This is a genomic window from Bacillus altitudinis (assembly GCF_001191605.1).
Lineage (GTDB): Bacteria > Bacillota > Bacilli > Bacillales > Bacillaceae > Bacillus > Bacillus altitudinis.
The window spans coordinates 3350129-3367721 of the sequence record NZ_CP009108.1 but is presented as its reverse complement, the minus strand read 5'-3'; the positions used below and the strand labels follow the sequence as shown (position 1 = coordinate 3367721).

The following is a 17593-nucleotide window of genomic DNA, read 5'->3' as shown; positions in this document are numbered from 1 at the left end:
TTTTTTTCATTTCTCAGCTATGCTACACTGTTGTGGAAATCAATATAAGTGACTAGGGGTGCCCGGAAATGCGGGCTGAGAGAGAAGACAAGCTTCTTAACCCTTTGGACCTGATCTGGCTCGTACCAGCGTGGGGAAGTTGAAGATGATACATGTGCCATATGAATGGCATACATGTTTTTTTCTGACGACGAAACCAGGTTCTTTACATAGAATCTGGTTTTTTGCTGGTGCTGATTCCATCCTGACCGGTCACACGAAAAGAAGGAGAGAACAGCAAATGAATGAAAAGACAAATGTTCCATCAACGCAATCTTTATTATCAAACTTTGAAGGCAGTCGAAAGGTATATGAACAAGGCTCAAGACCTGACATTTTGGTGCCAAAAAGAGAAATCGTGCTCACAAATACAGTGACACAAGCAGGTGATATCGAAAATGAACCGATTCGTGTGTACGATACAAGTGGACCGTATACAGATGCGGAGGCTCATATTGATGTCACAAAGGGATTAAAGCGCCTGAGATCAGCATGGATTAAAGAAAGAGAAGATACTGAAAGCTATGAAGGGCGTCAAGTAAAGCCAGAAGATAATGGATATCGCTTGAACGGGAAAGAATCCTTTCAAGCTGCCCAGACAGATTTTCATCATATACCGCTCCGCGGGAAACAAGGTGCTTGTGTGACGCAAATGCATTATGCAAAAAAGGGGATCATTACGCCTGAAATGGAGTTTATCGCTTTGAGAGAACAGCTAAGTCCTGAGTTTGTTAGAGAGGAAGTGGCTAGTGGAAGAGCGGTCATTCCAGCGAATATCAACCATCCTGAAAGTGAGCCGATGATCATCGGAAAGAATTTTCACGTGAAAATTAATGCGAATATTGGCAATTCAGCTGTGACGTCGTCCATTGAAGAAGAGGTGGAGAAGATGACATGGGCAATTAGATGGGGGGCAGATACGATGATGGACCTGTCTACAGGAAAGGACATTCATACAACGAGAGAATGGATTATCCGCAATTGCCCAGTCCCAGTAGGAACGGTCCCAATTTATCAGGCACTTGAAAAAGTGAATGGAATCGCAGAAAATTTGACGTGGGAAGTATACCGAGACACATTAATTGAACAGGCAGAGCAAGGGGTTGACTACTTCACCATTCATGCGGGCGTCCTGTTAAGGTATATTCCGCTCACAGTCGACCGTGTCACAGGAATTGTTTCAAGAGGCGGAGCCATTATGGCAAGATGGTGTCTCGCTCATCATCAAGAGAACTTTCTGTATACCCATTTTGAAGAAATTTGTGAAATCATGAAAACGTATGACATTGCCTTTTCGCTTGGGGACGGGCTCAGACCTGGATCCATTGCGGACGCAAATGACGAAGCGCAGTTTGCAGAGCTGGAAACGTTAGGGGAATTGACAGAGATCGCTTGGAAACATGATGTACAGGTCATGATTGAAGGACCTGGTCATGTTCCAATGGATAAAATCAAAGAGAATGTCGATAAGCAGATGGAGATATGCAAAGAGGCACCTTTTTATACGTTAGGTCCTCTAACAACAGATATTGCACCGGGATATGATCATATTACATCTGCGATCGGTGCGGCGATGATCGGCTGGTACGGAACAGCCATGCTGTGCTATGTGACACCAAAAGAGCATTTAGGTCTGCCGAACAAAGAAGATGTAAGAGAAGGCGTCATCGCTTATAAAATTGCTGCACATGCAGCTGATGTAGCAAAAGGACATCCTGCTGCTCAAAAGCGTGATGATGCCTTATCAAAAGCGAGATTTGAATTCAGATGGCGGGATCAATTTCACCTGTCACTTGACCCAGAACGAGCGCTGGCATTCCATGATGAAACATTGCCTGCTGAAGGTGCTAAAACTGCTCATTTTTGTTCCATGTGTGGACCAAAGTTTTGCAGTATGAAAATATCCCATGACATCCGCAACCAATCAGAAGAAGTGAAAAGAGAGATGGAGAAGAAGGCAAAAGAGTTTATCAATCAAGGCAGCCAAATCTATCAATCCTAAAAAAACCTCGCACTCCTCTAGTGCGGGGTTTTATAAAACGGCTGAAATGGCTTTTCTTACGAGGTGCAAAAATGCTCTTACTGCAATCGCCATCGTTTCAACACTTGGGATGAAGGCATCTGTTAAATGAAATAGAACTGTTTGTCTCTCTGGAGATATTCGTTTTTTCTTTTGTTTCATAAAGACAGCCTCCTTTTCATTCAATATACTTCTTTTGAAGCGTATCTAGATAGATATGTTGTGCGAATTTAAACAAAATTTAAACTTCTTGTGTTTAGAAGGAAAGAAGCAGGGGAAACGGATTGAATAGAGAATGAATGAAAAGAGCTGACCGATTCGGTTAGTGAACAAGACAGAGTGGAAGGTGATCTTATGATGAAAGTATTTAAGGTAACATTTCATATGAACAATGGGGAAGTGCTCGATTTCGAGCTGAAACGTCCAGCTACCTATGATGTGTATAAAAAAATTGAGGAAGCCAATCATTGGTTTAAGCTGAATAATGAAATCATTAACCTATTAAATGTGAATAGTATCCATGTAGAAACAGAATAAAACAGAAAGCCGCTCGAAAAGAGCGGCTTTCATTATGCAGTAAAATCATTTCGATTGTTCAGCTGACTTCGAGACAGCCAGTTTTTCTTATACAAATAGGCAATCACTTCAAGCCATAGACGCGGCGCTTTTTTAGGGAAAAAAGGTTTTTGATAATAGGCGTATGCAGCTTTTAAATCATCCCATTGATGACATGTTTTCGTTTGCGTGAAGCGGGCGACGTCAATGACCCTGACGCGGCCATCCTTTGTTAAAATTAAATTCCGCAGATGAATATCAGAAGGATTTAAACCTTTCGCGCGTGCTTCTTCCAATGCATCATCTACTTGTTCAATCATTTGTTTTTTGATCGGAATTCCTTTTGTCAGGCATTCATAGAAAGTATAACCTTTAATATATTCCATTAAAATATACTGATCCCCAGACTCGTAAATCTCAGGATAATAGGAGGAGCCGGAAAGTTTTTCATAAATTGCAGCCTCTTTGCGGGCGATGTTTCGATAAGAAGGAAAAAAGACTTTTAACGCCATTTTTTTGCCGTCTTTTTTGTATGAAAATACATAGGCACTTCTTCCTTTGCCGCACAGCTCAAGCTCAGCCGGTTTAAAGACGAGCTTATTAAAACGCTTTTCTTCTTGATACTGAATCGATTCGGCTAATCTTTTGACATCTGACATTGACTTCACCTTCTTTGGTTTCAGTTTATGCGGCTGAAAAACGAATGATGAAAAAACCATGTAATTCGGTAGAGCAATGGATTGTATAAAACATAACATTTACGCACGAAGGATACAACGAAAGACTCTCAATATGTGTCAAGACATCGATTTGGTTAATGTTTAGCAAAATGGGTCAAACTACATATGTCATGCATCGATCTTATGTTCTAAAGAGGTGTAAATAGTGAAAGTGAAAATAAAGTATTTCGTTACAGGACTTATCATGACAAGTGTACTCTTTTTCGCTGTTGATATGGAAGCAGCAGAACACTTGCAAAAAGAGTCAAAAACCATCAACGTTCAGCTTGAAAAGGTCTATCTAGACGGTGATGTAAGTATTGAAAGACAGCGGGCATCATTAGAAGACAAAGACACATTTTGGGCCCAGTATAAGGGCTGGACATTGGTAGAACAGCGAGAGGATTTTGCCCTTTTTAGAAAGCAAATTGACGATATATCGCCTTTAAGTAAAGCAAATGGATATATCGGATTATCAGAAGACGGCGTGATTTCTACGTTTCATGGAAGGCCTGACGGGTGGGCGGAGCCTATTCATCTCTTTTTTCAAATTGATACGTCCCGCTTGGAAAGTCATGTAGAGCAACAGCTTGCACAAGGCATTCCGTTTCGAACAAAAGATGAATTTGAGCATGTGCTTGAAGTCATGAAACCTTACCGAAATGAACAATCGTTTTAATCGTATGACAGCTTGCTGGTGTGAAGACCGCAAGCTCTTTTTCATGGGTTGACGATGAAAAAAGGCTGAGCGAACGTATGTTAACTTTTATTACGGTTTTCTCTTCGATTTATGTTACAATGGAGAACAGTCAAAGAGGTGAAAACGGTGATAGAGTTTGTAAAAGGGACCATTGATTATGTGTGCCCGCAATATGTTGTCATTGAAAACGGCGGAGTGGGATATCAAGTCTATACCCCAAATCCGTTTATCTATCGAGTAACAAAACAAGAAACGATTTATACGTATCATTACATAAAGGAAGACGCTTTTTCGTTATATGGATTTCAAACACGAGAAGAAAAAGCGTTGTTCACAAAACTGTTAAATGTCACAGGGATTGGACCGAAGGGTGCGCTTGCGATTCTTGCTTCCGGTGACCCTGGCGCTGTCATTTCAGCGATCGAACGAGAGGATGAAGCTTTTCTCATTAAATTCCCGGGTGTTGGCAAAAAAACAGCACGTCAGATCATTCTAGATCTGAAAGGGAAGCTCGCAGATGTGGTGCCTGAAATGATAGGAAACTTATTTAACCACGAGGATCATATCCAGATTGAAACGCAGCAAAGCGCTTTAGATGAAGCGGTTGAAGCCTTAAGTGTCCTTGGGTATGGTGATCGTGAAATCAAAAAGGTTCTTCCTTTATTAAAAGAAGAGAAGAATCTTACAACCGATCAATATGTGAAAAAAGCTTTACAAAAAATGTTGAAATAGGGTGATGTCTCATGGATGAACGGCTCGTCTCAACTGAAGCAGACAACCATGAATCAGCCATTGAGCAAAGTCTGCGTCCACAGACGCTTAGTCAATATATTGGCCAGCAGAAAGTAAAGGATAATCTCAGCGTATTTATTGAAGCTGCACGAATGAGGCAGGAAACGCTGGATCACGTTCTTTTATATGGACCGCCGGGACTTGGGAAAACAACGCTTGCGTCGATCATTGCCAATGAAATGAATGTTCAGCTGCGTACAACGTCTGGACCAGCGATTGAACGCCCTGGCGACTTGGCGGCGATCTTAACATCTCTTGAACCTGGCGATGTTCTGTTTATTGATGAAATTCATCGCTTGCAACGTTCAATAGAGGAAGTGCTATATCCAGCGATGGAGGATTTTTGTCTAGATATCGTGATTGGAAAAGGAGATACAGCACGCTCTGTGCGGCTTGATTTACCGCCATTTACGCTTGTAGGTGCTACAACCCGTGTTGGGCTTTTAACAGCGCCGCTTCGTGATAGGTTTGGGGTTCATGCAAGATTGGAATACTATGAGCAAAGAGATTTGGCTCACATTGTAGCAAGAACAGCCGAGCTGTTTGAGATTGGGATCGACATTCGTTCAGCTGAAGAGATTGCAAGAAGATCTAGAGGTACACCGAGGGTCGCCAATCGTCTGCTCAGAAGAGTAAGAGATTTTGCGCAGGTGCTTGGAAATCATGCGATCACGCAAGACATTGCAGAAGATGCTCTTGAGCGTCTGCAAGTTGACAGACTCGGACTTGATCATATCGATCATAAACTGCTTTTAAGTATGATTGAAAAATTTAGAGGCGGTCCTGTTGGACTTGATACGATCTCAGCGACAATTGGAGAAGAATCACATACGATTGAAGATGTGTACGAACCGTATTTACTGCAAATTGGTTTTCTGCAAAGAACACCAAGAGGGCGGGTCGTCACAAGAGAAGCGTATGAACATTTTCATATGGAGGTTCCGATTCGTGACTGAATTCCCTAAAATGTTGATGATTTTAGGTGGTGTCCTTTTTGCCGCAGGTTTAGTGTTTCAATTGGTTGGGAAACTTCCAGGCGATATTTTCGTGAAAAAAGGGAACGTAACGTTCTTTTTTCCTGTGATTACATGCATTGTCATTAGCATCGTCCTAACCATTTTACTCAATGTCTTCGGACGGATGAAATAACGTTAACTAGTTAACTACAGAATAGGTGAAGGAAATGAAGTTAGAACTATTTGATTTTGATTTACCAGAAAGATTGATTGCACAAGTGCCGCTTGAAAAACGAGATGCATCAAGACTGATGGTCTTAAATAAACAAACAGGTGACATCACACATGATACATTCTCGCAAATCACAGATTACTTTCAAAAGGGTGATTGTCTCGTTTTAAACAATACACGTGTATTACCTGCACGTCTGTTTGGAACGAAAGAGGATACGGGTGCTAAAGTGGAGCTGCTTCTTTTGAAACAAGAAGAAGGAGACAAATGGGAAACGCTCGTGAAACCAGCAAAACGTGTGAAAAACGGAACAGTCATTACATTTGGTGATGGACGATTAAAAGCGGTATGTACAGAAGAACTGGAACATGGCGGAAGAAAAGTTGAGTTTCAGTATACAGGCATTTTTTATGAAGTACTTGAATCCTTAGGTGAAATGCCGCTGCCTCCGTACATTAAAGAGCAGCTTGACGATCGTGAGCGTTATCAAACCGTCTATTCCAAAGAAGTTGGTTCCGCTGCTGCGCCTACTGCCGGTCTTCACTTTACAAATGAACTGCTAGATGCTCTTAAAGCAAAAGGAGTGCATATTGCATTTATTACGCTCCATGTTGGGCTTGGTACATTTCGACCGGTCAGTGCTGAACGCATTGAAGAACATGAAATGCACGCAGAGTTTTACGAAATGAATGAAGAAACGGCAGAAGAGCTTAATCGAGTGCGCAAAGAAGGCGGGCGAATTATTTCAGTCGGAACAACTTCGACAAGAACGCTTGAAACCATTGCAAGTGCTTATGATGGTGAATTCAAAGCGTCAAGCGGATGGACGTCGATTTTTATTTATCCAGGCTATACATTTAAGGCAATTGATGGCATGATCACGAATTTCCACCTGCCAAAATCGTCTTTAATTATGCTTGTCAGTGCATTAGCTGGACGAGAACACGTCCTAAAAGCGTACAATGAGGCTGTAAAAGAGGAATATCGATTCTTCAGTTTTGGCGATGCCATGCTGATTCAATAACATTATACAACAAAGACAGGAGGGCTCATTTTTGTCGCAATTACCGATACGTTATGAGTTCATTAAATCATGCAAACAAACAGGTGCACGTCTTGGACGCGTTCATACACCGCACGGCTCCTTTGAAACACCTGTATTTATGCCAGTTGGTACACTGGCTACAGTCAAAACAATGGCGCCTGAAGAGTTAAAAGCAATGGAAGCAGGCATCATTTTAAGCAATACGTATCATTTATGGCTGCGCCCGGGGCATGACATTGTCAAAGAAGCAGGCGGCCTGCACAAATTTATGAACTGGGATCGAGCGATTCTAACAGATTCAGGCGGTTTCCAAGTGTTTTCTTTGAGTGAATTTAGAAAAATTGAAGAAGAAGGCGTTCACTTCCGTAATCACTTAAATGGAGATAAGTTGTTCCTTTCTCCTGAAAAAGCGATGGAGATTCAAAATGCGCTCGGCTCAGATATTATGATGGCATTTGACGAATGCCCTCCGTATCCAGCAGAGTACGATTATATGAAACGTTCTGTAGAGCGGACAAGCAGATGGGCAGAGCGCTGCTTAACAGCGCACCAGCGTCCAGAGGATCAAGGGCTGTTTGGCATTGTGCAGGGCGGAGAATACGAAGAGCTTCGTAAACAAAGTGCAAAAGATCTTGTTTCACTTGATTTCCCAGGCTACGCCATTGGAGGTTTATCTGTTGGTGAACCAAAAGATGTGATGAACCGTGTGCTGGAGTTTACAACGCCATATTTACCGGCAGACAAGCCAAGGTACTTAATGGGTGTCGGCTCGCCGGATTCATTAATTGACGGTGCGATTCGAGGTGTCGATATGTTTGACTGTGTACTGCCTACGCGAATTGCAAGAAACGGTACGTTGATGACAAGTGAAGGACGCCTTGTTGTGAAAAATGCTAAATATGAGCGAGATTTCAGACCAATCGATGAAAACTGTGACTGCTACACATGCAAAAACTACACACGCGCTTATATTAGACATTTAATCCGTACAAATGAGACGTTCGGAATTCGATTAACAACTTATCATAATCTTCATTTTCTGTTAAAATTAATGGAGCAAGTGAGAGAAGCTATCCGTGAGGATCGTTTAGGTGATTTTAGAGAAGAGTTTTTTGAGCGTTATGGCTTCAACAAACCGAATGCGAAAAACTTTTAACGCATAAACGAAAGGCTTTACAATGCTTTAGAAAGGGGTGAGATAGAATGGATGGTGGTATGGGTTCAATCATTATGATTGTTGTCATGTTTGCTGTGCTTTACTTCTTGTTAATCCGTCCACAGCAAAAGCAACAAAAAGCTGTGCGTCAGATGCAGCAATCTTTATCAAAAGGCGATAAAATCGTCACAATCGGTGGTTTACACGGTGAAATCGACTACATTGATGAATCAAAAGTGGTCATCAAAACAAGCGAAAACAACCGTTTAACTTTCGACCGACGTGCTATTAGAGAATTAGCTGACAAAGGCTAATCCTCCAATACATAGCGATAAAAAAAGAGCGATATCATTCGCTCTTTTTTTATTTGCCCCGAAGATTAACGCCAATCATTCCCCCTAGCATACAAATTCCCAAAAAGGCTGCATGATAGATGAATTGTTCTGGTGAAAAGGTTTCTCCAAACCCTAAATATTGAAATAAAAAAACAGTGAGTGAAAAGATAAAAGAGGTCATGGCGCCAATGAGCCAGCCCCGTTCCTTTGCTTTCCCTCCAGAAATCATTCCTCCTAGAAAAAGTGCCGCAAAGGACAAGATCATGATCATCCATTTAAACGATGATTCCTGCATACTTGTGAAGGTAAGCATCAGTGATACAAGTAAGCTTGTCACAATCATCACGACAAAAATAGCAATTAAGCCAGATAAAATGCCTTTTCCTATTTGTTTCGTTTCCTGCATGTGATTCGTCTCCTCTCCAATTGACCGAAGCTTGTCTTTTACTAAAATGTATTCACGGAGAAGAAAAAATAGACATGTTTCTCGTGATAAAAACCGAGGCTTTCTTTTCTACATAAATAAAGTGTTTTGACACAAGCTATGGTGGAGAAGGAGGGTTTACATCATATGCAGGACATCTTAATTATCTCCATGAGAACGATCATTTTATATTTTCTCATTTGGTTTATCTTTCGTTTAATGGGCAAAAGGGAGATTGGGGAACTGAGTATTTTAGATCTTGTTATTTTTATGATGATCGCTGAAATTGCGGTGCTCGCCATAGAAGAAGTAGAGGATCACATGTTACATACAGTATGGCCGATCCTGCTGTTAACCTTCATTCAAATCACCCTTGCCTATTTGTCATTAAAATTTCAAGGTGTCCGGCGTTTTCTCGACGGTAAGCCAGCCCTGCTCATCATCAACGGAAAAATAGATGAGGGTGCGATGAGAAAACAGCGATACAATTTTGATGATTTGCTGATTCAATTAAGAGAAAATAACATCGATAGTATCCAGGATGTCTCATATGCCATCTTAGAGCCTTCAGGGAAGCTCGCCGTTGTTGAAAAAGAAAACAAGCGCAAACATGCAGCGCTTGAGCTCCCTCTTATTGCAGACGGTGTGGTTCAGCATGATCATCTCAAGCAGATCAACCATGATGAACAGTGGCTGATAAAGGAGCTTGTCAAAAGAGGCTATGATGACATCGAGCAGATCTCCTACTGTAGCTTTAATCAGAAGGATTTTTATATTGATTTGAAAGATGAAGTGATCAAGAAAGAATGAGCTAAAGCAGCTTCCCAATAAACGGGATGCGGCGTAGCTCTTCTCGTTTCACTAGCCCAAGACAGATTAATAGAATGACATACAGCACGCACGTCAAAAAGATCATCATGACAAGCTCCAAAGGGGCGGAAAAGAGTCCGCTCGCTTGATGTTTCATCCATAAACTGACTGCCCCAGTACCGATGATCACAAGGACGCAAAGTCCATATTCTTTTAATGGTAAATGAATAGGCAGCACTTTACCGACAGTTGCCGCATGGAGTAATGTGACAAGGACGATGCCGATGAGTATCGCAAGCGCTGCGCCCATAATGCCAAAGCTTGGCTGTGAAGCAAGAACAAAGATCATGCCTGTTTTCACAACAGCTCCTATCAAGCTGTTGGTCATCGCTGCCCCAGCTAAATTTAATGCTTGAAGGACAGCCTGCAACGGCCCTTGAAAGTAATAGAGCAAAAAGAAGGGGGCCATGAATTTTACATAGACAGCGGCATGAGATGAACCATACATGAAGAGGGTTAAATTTTCTGCATACACGAAAAGGATAATACATGAAATGCCCCCGCTTAATAAACAAAGGCGCATCGCCTGCTTGAGCCGGTATTCGACCGTTTTGCGTTTGTTCTGTTCCATCCCCTCACTAATCGCTGGAACTAGTGCGGTGGAGAGAGAATACGTGATAAAACTAGGAAGTGTCAAAAGGGTGAGCGCAAGTCCTGTCAATTCTCCGTACTGCCTTGTTGCTTCCACAGCTGCATAACCGGCAATCGCAAGGCTTTGCGCGACGACAATCGGTTCTAAAAACCACGAGATATTGCCGATGAAACGGCTGCCTGTCGTTGGCAGGGCAATACTCATGAGCTGTTTAAACGTATCCTTCCCATCATGAATTGCCTTGAAAAAACGTTTTCGGATACGGATGGTCTTTTTATAACGAAAGGCAATCAGTAAGTAAGCAAGTGAAATCATTTCCCCGATGACAGATGAAATCATGGCGCCTGCTGCTGCATATTCAATTCCATAAGGCAGGAATGCTGTTGTACATACTGCCACGAGTGAAATTCTTGCGACCTGTTCTAGTACTTGTGACATCGCAAGCGGGCTCATTTGCTGTCTTCCTTGGAAATAGCCCCTTAACACACTAGAGATCGCAATAACGGGTACGACTGGTGTAATGGCAAGCAGAGGATAGACCGTTCTAGGATCTGTCAGCATATTTTCCGCCATAATAGGGGCAAACCATAAAAAGAGCGGCGTGAAAATCAGGCTGAGTGTTCCTGTTATTGCAAGGGACATCACTAGAATGCGTTTTGTTTTCTGTTTGTCACCACGGGCTTCTGCTTCTGCGACTAGCTTACTAATCGCAACAGGAAGTCCGAATTGTGTCAGCGTCACGGCGAGAAAAAAGGTAGGCGCTGCCATCATATAAAGCCCTACGCCTTCTTCACCAATGAACCTTGCAATCACAATTCGATTGACAAAACCCAATATTCTTGTAATAAAACCTGCTAAAATTAAAATAATCGTCCCTTTTAAAAACGTTTGCTTCGTCAAATCACAGATCACCTGCCTTCTCAAACGACATAGAATCATATACAATAAGATATGCGTGTATATCGTCCAAGCATGACAAGTCTCTCGATAAAAAACTGAAAAGGGGGATCCTCACATTGACACAACATCCGGCTGCTATATACAAAGACCATTTAAAGCCTTTTCTGTTCAGTAAGCTTGAAGAATTCATCGTTTTGGGCTATAAAGATGTAGATTTAGAGGAATTATGGTCATACTTAGAGAATAAGAAGTGGAAGAAAAAACAAGAGTATCCGATTCATGAAATGGTTGCAGATATTTTATCTGTGAAAATTGGCGAATTTATGAACTATGCAACCGTTCAGTCGTTTAAAACGTCTGCTTTTTTGGACAGTGAAGATGGCAAGAATATGCTGGACGAACTGTTGAAATAAGCCATCTAAATGGATTCAGGTGTTTAAGGAGGAAATACATAATGAAAAAAGGGCGCATACTTGCGTTTTTCTTAGTGGTTCTGTTAATCGGAACTGGTGTGGGCTTATTAACAAAGCCCGTTGCGAAAGATATGACGCTAGGGCTGGACTTACAGGGTGGATTTGAAGTTCTGTATGATGTACACCCAGTGAAAAAAGAAGACAAGATCACAAATGGTGTTCTCGTCAGTACAGTAGAGGCTTTAAACCGAAGAGCCAACGTGCTTGGCGTCAGTGAGCCGAACATTTCGATTGAAGGAAACAACCGTATCCGCGTACAGCTTGCGGGCGTAAAAGATCAAAACAGAGCACGGGAGATTCTATCGACTGAAGCACAGCTTTCCTTCAGAGATACGAATGACAAAGAACTCCTAAACGGATCTGATCTTGTTGAAAATGGTGCAAAACAAACATTCAATCAAACGAATGAGCCGATCGTGACGGTCAAACTAAAGGATGCGAAAAAGTTTGGTGACGTGACAAAAAAAGTAGCAGCGATGGCACCAAACAATCAGCTTGTCATTTGGCTTGATTATCATAAGGGAGATTCCTTCAAAAAAGAAGTCTCTAAATCAAATCATAAGTATGTATCTGCGCCGAATGTAAACCAAGAAATTAACAGCAGTGACGTACAAATCGAAGGTAACTTTACGGTTCAAGAGGCAAAAGACCTTGCGAGCATTTTAAATGCCGGCGCATTGCCAGTAAAATTAACCGAAAAATATTCAACATCTGTGAGTGCACAGTTTGGTGAGCAAGCACTAAACGAAACAGTCTTCGCAGGAATTGTAGGAATCGCATTTATCTTCTTATTCATGCTGTTTTATTACCGATTACCAGGTCTTGTTGCTGTCATTACACTGTCAGCTTATATCTATATCACGCTGCAAGTCTTTGACTGGATGGGTGCGGTCATGACACTGCCTGGAATCGCTGCATTGATTCTTGGGGTAGGGATGGCTGTCGATGCCAACATTATTACGTATGAGCGGATTAAAGAAGAGCTCAAGCTCGGTAAATCTGTCCGTTCTGCTTTCAGATCGGGTAACCGCAGATCATTTGCCACGATCTTTGATGCAAACTTAACAAGTATCATTGCCGGAGGGGTTCTGTTCTTCTTTGGAACAAGCTCTGTCAAAGGATTTGCAACTATGCTTATCCTATCGATTTTGACAAGCTTTATCACGGCTGTCTTCCTATCAAGATTCCTTCTTGGATTACTTGTAGAAAGCCGTTATCTCGACCGCAGAAAAGGTTGGTTTGGGGTTCGTCAGAAAGACATTATTGATATTCATGAAACAACTGAAAATACTGAACCGAAAACACCATTTGATAAATGGGATTTCGTCAGCAAACGTAAAGGCTTTATGATTTTCTCAGCAGCCATTACCATTGCTGGAATCATTGTGCTGTCGATCTTCAAGCTCAATGCAGGTATTGACTTTGCAAGTGGTACTAGAGTTGATATTCAAAGTGACCATAAACTGTCAACAGAACAGGTGGAGCAAGATTTTAAAAAGCTAGACCTTGAGACAGACAGTGTTGTGTTATCGGGTCAAAAAGAAAATCAAGCAGCAGCTCGATTTGTCGGTGTTCCGAATAAAGAAAAAATCGCTGAAGTGAAAGATTACTTCAAAGATAAATATGGAACGGAGCCTAACGTAAGTACAGTGTCTCCGACGGTTGGAAAAGAGCTTGCGCGTAACGCATTATACGCTGTCATCATTGCTTCTATCGGGATTATCTTATATGTATCCGTCCGATTTGAGTATAAAATGGCGATTGCAGCCATTGTCTCTCTGCTTTACGATGCATTCTTTATCGTTGCCTTCTTTAGTATTACGCGTTTAGAGGTGGATGTCACCTTCATTGCAGCGATACTCACGGTCATCGGGTACTCAATCAATGACACGATTGTCACCTTCGACAGGGTGCGTGAGCAAATGAAGAAACGCAAACCGAAAACGATCGAAGATTTATCGTACATTGTGAATTTAAGTTTACAGCAAACCTTTACGCGTTCTGTGAACACTGTGCTTACCGTACTTGTAGTGGTGATTGCACTTCTCATTTTCGGTTCAGCATCTATTACAAACTTCTCCATCGCCTTACTTGTCGGCCTATTAACAGGGGTGTATTCATCCCTTTACATTGCGGCACAAATTTGGCTGATATGGAAAGGTCGTGAGCTGAAAAAGCCGGCTAAAATCGACACAGAACAAGATATTTAAACAAGAAAGACTGCCAGCTTGGCAGTCTTTTTTTCATGCATCATACTTGTCATCGTCACAGCAATAAGATGATATGTAAAAACATTTCGGGTTTCATTGATCTTGAAATGGTCTTTTGCTATAATGACATACGTTTAGATCAGTATAGAAAGCAAGTGTCCGTTTGGGGCATTTGGCTTTTATTTATTGGAGGGGCTGTTATGAAGGTTCGGGAAACTGAACTGCCAGGTATCGGTCACAAAGCCGAAATGATCACAAGAAATAATGAGAAACTTGCCATTATCACACATGATGACGGCAGAAGAGAGATGTATCATTTTCAAGAAGATGATCACGAAGAATGTATTTCTGGTATCTTGCTTAGCGATGAAGAAGCAAGACAAATCTCGGCTATTTTAGGCGGCATGGTCTATAAACCAAAAGCGCTTGAGACAGTGGAGGTGGCCATTGATGAACTCATCATTGAATGGTTTAAGATTGAAAAGAACGCACCGGCTGTTAACCAGACGATCGGAGACCTGAGTGTTCGCCAAAACTATCAAGTAACAGTCATCGCCATTGTGAGAAAATCACATGAGAAAATTTTAAATCCAGGACCAGATACGGTGATTGAAGAAGGAGACACCCTTGTCATCTCTGGAGAAAGAAAAGAATTAAAGAGCCTCATTAAAGAAAAACTCAGCAGCTAAGCGCCCATGCTGATAGAAAACCTTCCGCCATGTTCTTTCTGTGTTTAAAAAGGACAAGAAAGAGGGAAGAATAAAAGAAAAAGCTTGGGGGATTTGTAGATGAATAAACAACAATGGACCATCATACTCGCATTTATTTTCGTATTAATTGTCTCAGTATTTGCTGTTATTAACGTGCGGCCTGTACAGGTAGACTACTTATTTGGAACGGCTGAATGGCCGCTGATCCTTGTCATTATCGGTTCTGTTCTTATGGGCGGACTCATTGTGGCTTTTGCGGGGATTTTCCAAATTGTGAAACTAAAACGTGAATTAAAAACATTAAAAGCTGAACACGCAGCCGCTAAAGCAAGCCCTGCTTCTTCTCATAAAAAGGCGGACAAAGACGTTCAAAAGAAAACGAATGTCACACCTTTAAAAGAACAGCCAGCGTCTTTTGACCGGAAGGAAAAATAATCTTCCAGTACAATTTCATAAAATAAAAATTGAAACCCCTCAGTCCACTCTAGTATAATAGTGTGGTTGAGGGGTGAATTTATGTTATTATCCAAAATGCGTTGGGAATATGAACATCCTAGCGAAGAAAAAGTGAAATCACTCTCTGAAAATCTGAATATTTCAGCGCTGACTGCATCACTTCTTGTACAAAGAGGGCTCGAAGAAGTAGAAGAAGCGAGGTCTTTTTTATTTGATCAAAAAGCCGAATTTCATGATCCATTCTTATTAAAAGGAATGAAAGAAGCAGTAGAGCGCATCAACAAAGCGATCGAAGAGCAGGAATCGATTGTGATCTTCGGAGATTATGATGCAGATGGTGTGACAAGTACGTCTGTACTTTTACATACATTAAAAGAGCGGTCTGCGAAGGTGGACTTTTATATTCCAGATCGATTTAAAGAAGGATATGGGCCAAACGAACAGGCTTTCCGATATATCAAAGAGCAAGGAGCATCGCTTGTCATCACCGTGGATACAGGGATCGCTGCTGTAAATGAAGCACGTATTGCAAAAGAAATAGGATTAGACCTGATCATCACAGATCACCATGAACCAAGCGAGGAACTGCCTGAGGCACTTGCAATTGTACATCCTAAGCAGCCTGGGTGTGAGTATCCGTTTAAAGAGCTGGCGGGTGTCGGTGTTGCGTTTAAAGTGGCACATGCACTCCTCGGTAAACTCCCAGTAGAATTATTAGATCTTGCTGCAATCGGTACAATTGCGGATCTTGTCCCGCTGCATGATGAAAATAGATGGATTGCCAAAAAAGGTCTTCTGCAGCTTCGACAGTCTAGACGGCCTGGGTTAAAAGCGTTATTAAAAGAAGCAGGCGCCACTCTTGAAGAAGCAAATGAGGAAACGGTCGGCTTTCAAATTGCCCCAAGGCTGAATGCTGTTGGACGAATTGAGCAGGCAGATCCGGCTGTTCATCTTCTCATGACTGAGGATATGGATGAAGCAGAAGAACTCGCTCGTTTTGTACAAGAATTGAACAAAGAACGGCAGAAAATTGTGAGTACGATCACGGAAGAAGCCATTCAAATGGTTGAAGAGACAGGCGCTGACCAGTCTGCTATCGTCGTAGCAAAAGCTGGCTGGAATCCAGGCGTTGTCGGCATTGTTGCCTCAAAATTGACGGATACATTTTCTCGTCCGGCGATTGTGCTTGGAATAGACGAAGAAACGCAGATGGCGAAAGGGTCAGCACGAAGTATTCCTGGCTTTGATTTATTTTTCCATTTGAGTAAGTGCCGTGACATCCTGCCGCATTTCGGTGGACACCCGATGGCAGCAGGAATGACACTTCAAGCGGATGATGTTCCTTTACTTAGGGAAAGATTGAATCAATATGCAAATGAAACGTTGACTGAAGAAGATTTTATTCCAATTCAACGGGTCGATGCAGTATGTAAAGTGGACGAAATGACGGTGCAAGCCATTGAAGAAGTAGGACTGCTGTCCCCGTTTGGCATGCAGAATCCTAAGCCGTTCATTATGATTGAAGACGCCCAGCTTGAAGACATCCGAACGATCGGGGCCAATCAAAATCACATTAAAATGTCACTAAAAGACGAAGACAAGCTGCTCGACTGTGTCGGTTTTCATCAAGGCAAACTAAAAGAAGAACTTGTCCCAGGGAGTCAAATCTCTGTCGTTGGCGAGGTCTCGATTAATGAATGGAATAACCGAAAGAAACCTCAGCTCATGCTAAAAGACGCTAGAGTCGATGAATGGCAGCTGTTTGATTTACGCGGGAAAAAAGGTTGGGAAAAGAAAGTATCAACACTTGATCCAGCAAAAACGATGGTCTTCTGTTTTGACGAAGAAACAAAAAGGCAATCGGAGCTGGTGGATATTCCGATTCATCTTATTGATGCAGAAAATGTATCCACGTTTGATGTGCAGGAAAAGTATGTGATCTTTGCCGATGTTCCTGCAGATGAACACTTGCTCAAGCTGCTTTTAGAAAATCAACAACCAGCAAGAATTTATACGGTGTTTCAGCGGAAAGAAGATCACTTTATGTCCTCATTCCCGAGCCGTGATCAATTCAAATGGTTCTATGGGTTCTTGTTCAAACGGGGAAGTTTTCCTATTAAAGAACAAGGCATGGAGCTTGCCAAACATAGAGGTTGGACAAAAGATACAATCATTTTTATGACAAAGGTGTTTTTTGAACTCGGTTTTGTTAAAATAGAGAATGGTGTGCTGTCAATAGTGCGTGATGCCCCTAAAAAAGATTTAACCGCATCATCGTCTTATACAGCAAAACAACGATTGATGGAACTCGATCAAACACTAACATATTCCTCAGCCAAAGAGCTGAAGGAATGGCTGAATAGCATGATGAGCGAAGTCTCACCTGTGCTTTGACGTACGAGGAGGAAA

General features: G+C 41.9%; 19 protein-coding genes and 1 riboswitch. Of the genes, 15 read left to right on the top strand and 4 right to left on the bottom strand.

From position 1 onward, the window contains the following. Positions 1–44: 44 nt before the first annotated feature. Positions 45–154, top strand: a riboswitch (TPP riboswitch). Positions 155–280: 126 nt separating this feature from the next. Beyond that, entirely contained in the window at positions 281–2041 is a 1761-nt protein-coding gene (thiC, locus tag ID12_RS17025; protein ID WP_050827702.1) for a phosphomethylpyrimidine synthase ThiC, read from the top strand. A 30-nt stretch (positions 2042–2071) separates the two neighbouring features. On the opposite strand, the gene ID12_RS19415 is transcribed toward thiC, so the two are convergent. Beyond that, positions 2072–2221 (bottom strand): hypothetical protein, encoded by a 150-nt coding sequence (locus ID12_RS19415; RefSeq protein WP_164704278.1) that lies wholly within the window; start codon positions 2219–2221, stop codon positions 2072–2074. A gap of 192 nt (positions 2222–2413) precedes the next feature. Here ID12_RS19415 and ID12_RS17020 point away from each other — a divergent pair, with 192 nt between their 5' ends. Further along, complete coding sequence (locus tag ID12_RS17020) at positions 2414–2596, top strand: hypothetical protein (protein ID WP_008342761.1); 183 nt, start codon at positions 2414–2416, stop codon at positions 2594–2596. Positions 2597–2628: 32 nt separating this feature from the next. Here ID12_RS17020 and ID12_RS17015 read toward each other — a convergent pair whose 3' ends face one another. Beyond that, positions 2629–3273 carry a serine/threonine protein kinase gene (locus tag ID12_RS17015; protein WP_017358124.1) on the bottom strand — a complete coding sequence of 215 codons (645 nt, stop codon included), beginning with the start codon at positions 3271–3273 and terminating at the stop codon, positions 2629–2631. Positions 3274–3499: 226 nt separating this feature from the next. Here ID12_RS17015 and ID12_RS17010 point away from each other — a divergent pair, with 226 nt between their 5' ends. From ID12_RS17010 to yajC, 7 genes are all read left to right on the top strand, one after another. Beyond that, a complete protein-coding gene (locus ID12_RS17010; RefSeq protein WP_008342756.1) occupies positions 3500–4012 on the top strand; it encodes an intercompartmental signaling factor BofC in 513 nt (170 codons plus the stop codon). 147 nt (positions 4013–4159) lie between these two features. After that, entirely contained in the window at positions 4160–4765 is a 606-nt protein-coding gene (gene ruvA, locus ID12_RS17005) for a Holliday junction branch migration protein RuvA (protein WP_017358123.1), read from the top strand. Positions 4766–4776: 11 nt separating this feature from the next. Continuing rightward, positions 4777–5781 carry a Holliday junction branch migration DNA helicase RuvB gene (ruvB, locus tag ID12_RS17000; RefSeq protein WP_007501501.1) on the top strand — a complete coding sequence of 335 codons (1005 nt, stop codon included), beginning with the start codon at positions 4777–4779 and terminating at the stop codon, positions 5779–5781. Then, positions 5774–5974 carry a DUF2905 domain-containing protein gene (locus ID12_RS16995; protein ID WP_008342752.1) on the top strand — a complete coding sequence of 67 codons (201 nt, stop codon included), beginning with the start codon at positions 5774–5776 and terminating at the stop codon, positions 5972–5974. The genes ruvB and ID12_RS16995 overlap by 8 nt, the downstream gene beginning before the upstream one ends. A gap of 34 nt (positions 5975–6008) precedes the next feature. Then, the gene (gene queA, locus ID12_RS16990; RefSeq protein WP_007501498.1) at positions 6009–7037 is read left to right on the top strand and encodes a tRNA preQ1(34) S-adenosylmethionine ribosyltransferase-isomerase QueA; all 1029 of its coding nucleotides are present in this window, start codon (positions 6009–6011) and stop codon (positions 7035–7037) included. Positions 7038–7068: 31 nt separating this feature from the next. After that, entirely contained in the window at positions 7069–8214 is a 1146-nt protein-coding gene (gene tgt, locus ID12_RS16985; protein ID WP_007501495.1) for a tRNA guanosine(34) transglycosylase Tgt, read from the top strand. 47 nt (positions 8215–8261) lie between these two features. Beyond that, positions 8262–8528 carry a preprotein translocase subunit YajC gene (gene yajC, locus ID12_RS16980; RefSeq protein ID WP_003216659.1) on the top strand — a complete coding sequence of 89 codons (267 nt, stop codon included), beginning with the start codon at positions 8262–8264 and terminating at the stop codon, positions 8526–8528. Between the two features lie 49 nt (positions 8529–8577). Here the strand turns inward: yajC and ID12_RS16975 are convergent, their stop codons facing one another. After that, positions 8578–8955 (bottom strand): TIGR04086 family membrane protein, encoded by a 378-nt coding sequence (locus ID12_RS16975; RefSeq protein ID WP_007501492.1) that lies wholly within the window; start codon positions 8953–8955, stop codon positions 8578–8580. Positions 8956–9120: 165 nt separating this feature from the next. Here ID12_RS16975 and ID12_RS16970 point away from each other — a divergent pair, with 165 nt between their 5' ends. Then, entirely contained in the window at positions 9121–9783 is a 663-nt protein-coding gene (locus tag ID12_RS16970) for a DUF421 domain-containing protein (RefSeq protein WP_050827508.1), read from the top strand. 1 nt (position 9784) lies between these two features. Here ID12_RS16970 and spoVB read toward each other — a convergent pair whose 3' ends face one another. Continuing rightward, positions 9785–11335, bottom strand: a complete 1551-nt coding sequence (spoVB, locus tag ID12_RS16965) for a stage V sporulation protein B (protein WP_019743030.1) — start codon at positions 11333–11335, stop codon at positions 9785–9787. 116 nt (positions 11336–11451) lie between these two features. Here spoVB and ID12_RS16960 point away from each other — a divergent pair, with 116 nt between their 5' ends. The 5 genes from ID12_RS16960 to recJ all read left to right on the top strand — a co-directional run bounded on the left by ID12_RS16960 (position 11452) and on the right by recJ (position 17578). After that, positions 11452–11748 (top strand): post-transcriptional regulator, encoded by a 297-nt coding sequence (locus ID12_RS16960; RefSeq protein WP_003216788.1) that lies wholly within the window; start codon positions 11452–11454, stop codon positions 11746–11748. Positions 11749–11789: 41 nt separating this feature from the next. After that, entirely contained in the window at positions 11790–14018 is a 2229-nt protein-coding gene (secDF, locus tag ID12_RS16955; protein WP_017358118.1) for a protein translocase subunit SecDF, read from the top strand. 200 nt (positions 14019–14218) lie between these two features. After that, a complete protein-coding gene (locus ID12_RS16950; protein ID WP_008342734.1) occupies positions 14219–14707 on the top strand; it encodes a cation:proton antiporter regulatory subunit in 489 nt (162 codons plus the stop codon). A gap of 99 nt (positions 14708–14806) precedes the next feature. Next, complete coding sequence (locus ID12_RS16945) at positions 14807–15163, top strand: LapA family protein (protein WP_017367707.1); 357 nt, start codon at positions 14807–14809, stop codon at positions 15161–15163. An 81-nt stretch (positions 15164–15244) separates the two neighbouring features. Continuing rightward, positions 15245–17578: a single-stranded-DNA-specific exonuclease RecJ gene (gene recJ, locus ID12_RS16940; protein ID WP_050827506.1), complete on the top strand. Its 2334-nt coding sequence runs from the start codon at positions 15245–15247 to the stop codon at positions 17576–17578. Positions 17579–17593: the final 15 nt, after the last annotated feature.

What these genes read in the sequence shown, in the direction of transcription:
- thiC (WP_050827702.1), top strand. Translation starts at nt 281, where the DNA reads ATGAATGAAAAGACAAATGTTCCATCAACGCAATCTTTATTATCAAAC.
- ID12_RS19415 (WP_164704278.1), bottom strand. Translation starts at nt 2,221, where the DNA reads ATGAAACAAAAGAAAAAACGAATATCTCCAGAGAGACAAACAGTTCTA.
- ID12_RS17020 (WP_008342761.1), top strand. Translation starts at nt 2,414, where the DNA reads ATGATGAAAGTATTTAAGGTAACATTTCATATGAACAATGGGGAAGTG.
- ID12_RS17015 (WP_017358124.1), bottom strand. Translation starts at nt 3,273, where the DNA reads ATGTCAGATGTCAAAAGATTAGCCGAATCGATTCAGTATCAAGAAGAA.
- ruvB (WP_007501501.1), top strand. Translation starts at nt 4,777, where the DNA reads ATGGATGAACGGCTCGTCTCAACTGAAGCAGACAACCATGAATCAGCC.
- queA (WP_007501498.1), top strand. Translation starts at nt 6,009, where the DNA reads ATGAAGTTAGAACTATTTGATTTTGATTTACCAGAAAGATTGATTGCA.
- yajC (WP_003216659.1), top strand. Translation starts at nt 8,262, where the DNA reads ATGGATGGTGGTATGGGTTCAATCATTATGATTGTTGTCATGTTTGCT.
- ID12_RS16975 (WP_007501492.1), bottom strand. Translation starts at nt 8,955, where the DNA reads ATGCAGGAAACGAAACAAATAGGAAAAGGCATTTTATCTGGCTTAATT.
- ID12_RS16970 (WP_050827508.1), top strand. Translation starts at nt 9,121, where the DNA reads ATGCAGGACATCTTAATTATCTCCATGAGAACGATCATTTTATATTTT.
- secDF (WP_017358118.1), top strand. Translation starts at nt 11,790, where the DNA reads ATGAAAAAAGGGCGCATACTTGCGTTTTTCTTAGTGGTTCTGTTAATC.
- ID12_RS16950 (WP_008342734.1), top strand. Translation starts at nt 14,219, where the DNA reads ATGAAGGTTCGGGAAACTGAACTGCCAGGTATCGGTCACAAAGCCGAA.
- ID12_RS16945 (WP_017367707.1), top strand. Translation starts at nt 14,807, where the DNA reads ATGAATAAACAACAATGGACCATCATACTCGCATTTATTTTCGTATTA.
- recJ (WP_050827506.1), top strand. Translation starts at nt 15,245, where the DNA reads ATGTTATTATCCAAAATGCGTTGGGAATATGAACATCCTAGCGAAGAA.